2 protein-coding genes are annotated in these 7,720 nt (G+C 64.8%); one reads left to right on the top strand and one right to left on the bottom strand.

Annotated elements, in window-relative coordinates:
* Nucleotides 1-1,672 (bottom strand): type I secretion system permease/ATPase (locus tag HP546_RS22480; protein ID WP_172229623.1); only part of this gene is annotated, 1,672 nt, incomplete at its 3' end.
* Nucleotides 1,673-2,218: 546 nt separating this feature from the next.
* Here HP546_RS22480 and HP546_RS22475 point away from each other — a divergent pair.
* Nucleotides 2,219-7,720 (top strand): peroxidase family protein (locus HP546_RS22475; RefSeq protein ID WP_306125486.1); only part of this gene is annotated, 5,502 nt, incomplete at its 3' end.

Genomic DNA, 7,720 nt, shown 5'->3' with positions numbered 1-7,720 from the left:
GCAGCGCCGCGAACACTTCATCGCGGCTGCCCAGCATGTGTACCCCACCGTCACGCAGCATCAGCACCTGGTCGACTGCGCACAGCACATTGGGGCGGTGGGAAATCAGCACTACCGTGGCCCCGCGCGCCTTGAGCTCGGTCAATGCATCCACCAGGGCCTTCTCGCCAAGGTCGTCAAGGTTGGCATTGGGCTCGTCCAGCACTACCAGGTTGGGCTCGCCATACAGGGCGCGGGCCAGGGCGATGCGTTGCTTCTGGCCGCCAGACAGCGGGCTGCCATCGGCTGCCAGGCGGGTGTCGTAGCCCTGCGGGAAACGCAGGATCATGTCGTGCACGCCGCTGCTGCGTGCGGCGCGGATCACCGCATCGCTGTCCACCTCGGCGAAGCGCGCAATGTTTTCGCCGATGGTGCCCTCGAACAGCTCCACGTCCTGCGGCAGGTAGCCTAGCCACGGGCCGAGCTCGGCCTTGTTCCAGGTGAAGATGTCGGCGCCATCCAGGCGCACCTTGCCGGCCTGGGCGGGCCACACGCCCACTAGCAGGCGGGCGAGGGTGGACTTGCCCGAAGCCGACGGGCCGATGATGCCGAGGCTGTCACCCGCGGCCAGGCTGAAGCTCACCCCGCGCACGATGGTGGTGTTGGTGCGCGGGGCGCCGGCAATCACGTTTTCCACCGCCAACATGCCCATCGGCCGCTGCAGGGACATGCTCGGTGGCCGCTGTGGGTAGTCCTGCAGCAGGTCGTTGAGCCGGCCCCAGGCCAGGCGGCAACCCAGCAGCTGCTTCCACGAGGCGATCACCTGTTCCACCGGCCCCAGGGCGCGGCCGGTCAGGATCGAGCAGGCGATCATCATGCCGGGGGTGATCTTGCCCTCGATCGCCAGCAGCGCGCCGGTACCGAGGATCACCGATTGCAAGGTGATGCGCACAAAGCGCCCGGTGCTGCTGATCAGCGCGGCGCGGTCGGAGGCCAGGGTCTGCATCTGCAGGATCCGCAAGTGGCCCTGGAACCAGCGCTTGCCGATCGACGGCAGCATGCCCATGGCTTCGATCACTTCGGCGTTGCGCAGGTTGTTGTTGGCGTAGCTGGCCGATGACAGGGCTGCCTGGTTGGCTTCGGCCAATGGCTTTTGCGTGGCCTTTTCAGTCAGGTAGGCCAGCCCCACCAGGATCAGCGAGCCGATCATCGTGACCAGCCCCAGCAGCGGGTGGATCAGGTAGCAGACCAGCAGGTAGATCGGTGTCCACGGCGCGTCGAAGAAGGCGAACAGGCCGTTGCCGGTGAGAAACTGCCGCACCTGCGCCAGGTCCTGCAGGGCCTGGGCCGGGTTGCCGCCGGCGCGGCTCAGGTTGCGCTCGAAGGCGGCGCTGAAGATGCGGCGGTTGAGGTCCATGTCCAGGCAGTTGCCGACGCGGATAAGCACGCGGGTGCGCATCATCTCCAGTGCCGACATCAGCAGGAACAGCCCCACTACCAACAGCGTGAGCATGGCCAGGGTGGTGACGTTGCGGCTTACCAGAGCGCGGTCGTACACCTGCAGCATGTAAACGGCTGGCGTCAACATCATGACGTTTATCACGCCGCTGAAGGCGCCCAGGGCGTAAAAGCTGCGGCGCAGGCGAAACAGCGCATCGGCCAGTTCGGAACGGGTGCGCGGTGCCTTGGGCATCGGGGGCCTCCCTTCATCGCAAATCGGGAAGCCCTTGCGGCGCCCCGTACGGCGGTAGTTGTGGCTTCTTGGTCGGCTCGCAGACGGGTCGCTCTCAGGGCGAATAATCCAGAACGCTGCGTCGCTCCCACATGCAGCAGCGTAGGTTGCAATGAAACATCCAGTAATATCTTTTCGCTCTATAAATTCTTTGAACTTTTCATAAGTACCGGGAAAACAGCTAGTTGCATCGCATTACCATCGGTGGACGATTTTTTTGACGGGATATTGACAAGCTTTTCGCCTACGACTTTAGTCTGATGTATTCGGACCCTGTGCGAGTCGGGGGCGATGCATGTGCGTTACACCGCTGTATCGCACAGTTAACAGGGTTTCCGCCGTTTCGGCGGGGGCCAGCTTGCCGGCGATGAGGCCAGGGGCGTCATTACGACACCGCCCACCGGTCCCCAGAACCCTCATACAGAAACTGCGCACGTCAACACTGACTGGGCGCGGGACGGACCCTGTTGCCCTGAGATTTCTCCCGATTGATCGAGGGCAATTGCAATGGCCAATTTCAGCAAGTCGGACCTGGAGTTCATCCTCAAGCAGATTTTCATCGCCGAAGCTCACGCTGCCGGCGCCAGCCTGATCGACCTGCTGCCCAACGGCCAGGTGCCGTTCGGCCTGCGCACCGTCGATGGCAGCTACAACAACCTGGTCGCCGGGCAGAGCGAGTTCGGCGCAGCCGACAACGCGTTCCTGCGCCTGCTCGACGCCTCGTACCGTGCCAGCTATGCAGGCACCGGCACGGTCGTCGATGCGCAACCGCGCACCATCAGCAACCTGATCGTCGACCAGACAGCCAACAACCCGGCTGCGGTAGAGGCCAACGGTGGCGCCGCCCCGATGATGAGCCCCGGCATCGACGGGGTGTTCGGCACGGCTGACGACAAACCGGTGTTCTTCATCCCCAACGTCTCGGCAGATGCCGGCCTTACCGCCGGCTTCAACGCCTGGATGACCTTCTTCGGCCAGTTCTTCGACCATGGCCTGGACCTGGTCACCAAGAGCAGCAGCGACATCGTGTTCATCCCGTTGCGCCCGGACGATCCGTTGTACAACGCCAACAGCCCGACCAACTTCATGGTGCTGTCGCGCGCCGTACGCACTGCCGGCGCCGATGGTGTGGTGGGTACCGCCGACGATGGCCAGCCCAACACCACCTCGCCGTTTGTCGACCAGAGCCAGACCTACAGCTCGCACCCCTCGCACCAGGTGTTCCTGCGTGAGTACATGCTCGACGCCGCAGGCGACCCGGTAACCACCGGGCGGCTGATCACCAACCGCGACCTGGGCGCCGATGGCAAGTTCGGCACCAGCGACGACGGCAATGGCGAAGGCGGTGGCATGGCCACCTGGGCAGTGGTCAAGGCCCAGGCCCGCGACCTGCTCGGCATCAACCTGACCGACGCCGATGTGCACAGCGTGCCGCTTCTGGCCACCGATGCGTATGGCAACTTCCTGCGTGGCCCCAACGGCATGCCGCAGGTGGTGATGCGCGTGAACAATGGCGCCGACGGCATTGCCGGCACCGCTGACGACGTCACCACGCTGGTCGAAGGCGACCGTGCCGCGCCCATCAGCCTGGCCAATGCCGTGCGCACCGGGCATGCCTTCCTCGACGACATTGCACACAACGCCGAGCCGGTGGTGGTGGGTGGGGTGTTGCACGCCGACGCCGATACCCTGGTCGGCAATGCGCAGCCTGTGGGGCAGGGCGGCAACAACCTGACCTACGACAACGAGCTGCTCGATGCCCACTACATTGCCGGTGACGGCCGGGTCAACGAGAACATCGGCCTTACTGCCGTTCACCACGTGTTCCACTCCGAACACAACCGCCAGGTGCAGCAGACCAAGGACACCCTGCTGGCCGCAGGCGACGTGGCATTTCTCAACGAATGGCTGATCGACGATGTCACCGCCATCCCCACCACGCCCGCCGGCATCGCCGCCTTGGTATGGGACGGCGAGCGGCTGTTCCAGGCTGCCAAGTTCGGCACCGAAATGCAGTACCAGCATTTGGTGTTCGAAGAGTTCGCCCGCACCATCCAGCCGCAGATCGACGCATTCCTCGCCCCCAACGGCTACGACACGTCGATCAACCCGGCGATCCTGGCCGAGTTCGCCCATGTGGTGTACCGCTTCGGCCACTCGATGCTGACCGAAACCGTCGACCGCTTCGACCCGGCGTTCAACCCGGTATCGGGCGACCCGAACAATCCCGACCAGCAACTGGGCCTGATCGCCGCCTTCCTCAACCCCCTGGCGTTCGCCGGCAGCGGTGCCACCGCCGACGAAGCGGCGGGGGCGATCATCCGTGGCGTCACTCGCCAGCTGGGCAACGAGATCGACGAGTTCGTCACCGAGGCGTTGCGCAATAACCTGCTCGGCCTGCCGCTGGACCTGCCCGCACTGAACATCGCCCGTGGCCGCGACACCGGCATCCCCAGCCTGAACGAGGCGCGCCGCGAGTTCTACGCCGCCACCGGCGACAGCCAGCTGAAGGCCTACATCAGCTGGGCCGACTTTGCCGACCACCTCAAGCATCCGGCGTCGCTGATCAACTTCATTGCCGCCTACGGCACCCACAGCAGCATTACCGGGGCTACCACCGAAGCGGCCAAGCGCGCCGCCGCAGTGGCCCTTGTGCTTGGCGGCAGCGGTGCACCGGCTGACCGTCTGGACTTCCTCAACGGCACCGGCGCCTACGCCAACGTGACGCTGGCGGGCAAGGACGGCATCGCCGGCACGGCCGACGACATCAGCGGGGTTACCGTAACGGGCGTCGATGCCATCGACTTCTGGGTCGGCGGCCTGGCCGAGAAGAAAATGCCGTTCGGCGGCATGCTCGGCTCCAGCTTCAACTTCGTCTTCGAAACCCAGCTGGAAGCGCTGCAGAACGGCGACCGTTTCTACTACCTGTCACGCACGGCGGGCATGAACTTCGGCACGGAGCTGGAAAACAACTCCTTCGCCAAGCTGATCATGCTCAACTCCGACGTCACCCACCTGTCCAACACCGTGTTCCTCACGCCGACCTTTACCCTTGAGGTGAACCAGGCCAACCAGTTCACCGGGCTGGGTACGGACGGCAGGGCCGACCCGACTGGCGGCATCGAGATCAACGGGGTAGAGATCGTCCCGCTGGTGATTCGCGACAACCCCGATACCGTCGGGCCAGACAGCAACTACCTGCACTACACCGGTGAAGACCACGTGGTGCTCGGCGGTACTTCCGGCAACGACATCATCATCTCCGGTGACGGTGACGATACCGTCTATGGTGATGCAGGCGACGATGTGCTGGAAGGCGGCGCTGGCAACGACGCGGTGCTGGGTGGCGCGGGCGACGACATCATCACCGATTCGTTTGGCGACAACCGCCTGGAAGGCAATGCCGGCAACGACGTGATCGTCGCCGGCAGCATGGGGGTTGCCGGCAACCTGATTCTCGGCGGTGACGGCCAGGACTTCATCATCACCACCGAGGACATCAGCACCACCTTCGGCGGCCAGGGCGACGACTTCATCCTTGGCGCCAAGACCAACCTGCCACCTACCGGCAACGAGGGCGACGACTGGATCGAGAAGGGCACCCAGGACGGTGCGCCTGGCGACAACTTCGCGCCGCTGCTGGGTGACGAAGTGGTCGGCAACGACATCTTCGTCGGTGGCGGCGGCTTTGACGAAATGATCGGCGAAGGGGGCGACGACATCTTTGTCGGCAGTGATGCCCAGGACAAGATGGACGGCATGTCCGGGTTCGACTGGGTGACCTACAAGAATGACCAGGTTGGCGTCACCGTCGACCTGAGCCTGGCCGCCCTTGCGCAGCCCCATGGCAACGCACCCAACCAGAACGCCGGCGTGTTCAACCCGGTCGGCGCCTCGCCGGCTTCCATCCTTGACCGCTTCGCCGAAGTCGAGGGCGTATCAGGCTCGAAATTCGCCGACGTGCTCAAGGGCGATGACGTCGATGCCGTGACCATCCTCAACCACGGCGGTGCCACCGGCAGTGCGCTGACCAACGTCGCGCTGATACGCGGCCTGCAGCAGTTCCTCAGCGATGCCGGGCTGCCCACCACCGGCTTTGCCACCGGCAACATCCTGCTCGGCGGCAATGGCAGCGACCTGATCGAAGGCCGTGGCGGCGATGACCTGATCGACGGTGACAAGTGGATCAACGTGCGCATCGCGGTGTATGCCGCAGGCGACGTCAACCACAGCGGCCCCGAGATCGCCAGTTTCGACAGCATGGTCGACATGATCCCGTTCATGCTTGACCGCACCTACAACCCTGGGCAGCTCAAGGCAGTACGCGAAATCCTGCCCGGCACCTCGACGGGCGGGGCTGCGTTCGACACGGCGGTGTTCTCGGGTGTGCAGAGCGAGTACGTGGTGACCCAGAACACCAAGGGTACGCTCGACGTTTCCGATGACGTCTGGACGGTGACCGATACCGTGGCCGGCCGTGACGGCATCGATACCCTGCTGCATGTCGAACGTCTGCAGTTTGCCGACAGCCAGCGCGTGCTGGTGACCGGGCTGAACGCGCAGGCTACCGGCAGCCCCACGGTCACCGATGGCAACGGCGGCGCGATCACCGTGGGCGACATGCTGACAGTGAGCGTGGCAGGCGTGCGTGATGCCGACAACATTGCTGCAGGCAACCCGCTCGGCACGCTGGCCAACAGTTCGGTGTCGTACTACTGGCAGTTCGAAGCCGACCCTGGCAGCGGTGTGTTCGAAGACATCATCCTGCTGCCAGCCGGTGACCTGGCGTTCCAGAGCGCCGATGGCACCGCGTTCAAGGTGTCGCCGGACTTGGCGGGGCTGAGCCTGCGGGTCAAGGCGATCTACCAGGACGCCCATGGCACCACGGAAGTGCTGTTCTCCCAGCCCACCGGCGTGGTCCAGCCCGGTGCGCCTGTGCTGCCGACGCCGGCCACGCCGGTGGTGGACGCGGCTGACGGTGGCGCCGGCCTGCACATGGTGCGCTCCGACCTCAACTTCATTCTTGAGCAGATCAAGATCGCCGAAGCCGATGCCCATGGGCAGGACATCCTCTCGCTGATCCCCAACATCCGCGCGCCGCTGGGCCTGCGGGCGGTGGATGGCTCGAACAACAACCTGATGAACCTCAACGGCAACAACCACACCCAGTACGGTGCTGCCGACGCTGTATTCCCGCGCCTGAGCGACCCGGTATTCAACCCGGCCGAGGGTGCACCCGCCGGCTTCTTCGGCCCAGGCTCGCCCGCCATACCGGGTTCGTCGTACCAGCAGATCAGTGGTGCAGTGTTCGACTCGCAGCCGCGCACCATCAGCAACCTGATCGTCGACCAGACCTCCAACAACCCGGCCGCCTACGCCACTGCCTACGACCCTGGCGCGGATGGCGTGCTCAACTTCGGCACGCCGGGCAACGACGATGTGCTCAAGGACGGCGTGCGCGTGGTTGCCAGCCCGGGCCTGGACGGCCAGTTCGGCACCGGCGACGACCACGACGTGTACCTGTTCGAAAACACCGCTGCCGATGCCGGCTTGTCGGCGCCGTTCAACGCCTGGATGACCTTCTTCGGGCAGTTTTTCGACCACGGGCTGGACCTGGTCACCAAGGGCGGCTCGGGCACTATCTACATCCCGCTGCAAGCGGACGACCCGCTGTATGTGCCGGGCGGCTTCACCAACTTCATGGTGGTGACCCGCGCCACCAACCTGCCTGGGCCGGATGGCATCCTGGGCAACGCCGACGACATTCACGAGCACAGCAACACCACCACACCGTTCGTGGACCAGAACCAGACCTACAGCTCGCACCCCTCGCACCAGGTGTTCCTGCGCGCGTACATGATGACTGCCGATGGTCCGGTCGCCACGGGCCGGCTGATCACCAACCGCGACCTGGGCGCCGATGGCAAGTTCGGCACCGGCGACGATCACGAAATCGGCGGCATGGCCACCTGGAAAGTGGTCAAGGCCCAGGCCCGCGACCTGCTCGGC

It is taken from the genome of Pseudomonas sp. CM25 (assembly GCF_013179705.1).
Taxonomy (GTDB): domain Bacteria; phylum Pseudomonadota; class Gammaproteobacteria; order Pseudomonadales; family Pseudomonadaceae; genus Aquipseudomonas.
Note: the sequence above shows the minus strand (reverse complement) of the source record. Positions and strands in the feature narration are given on the sequence as shown.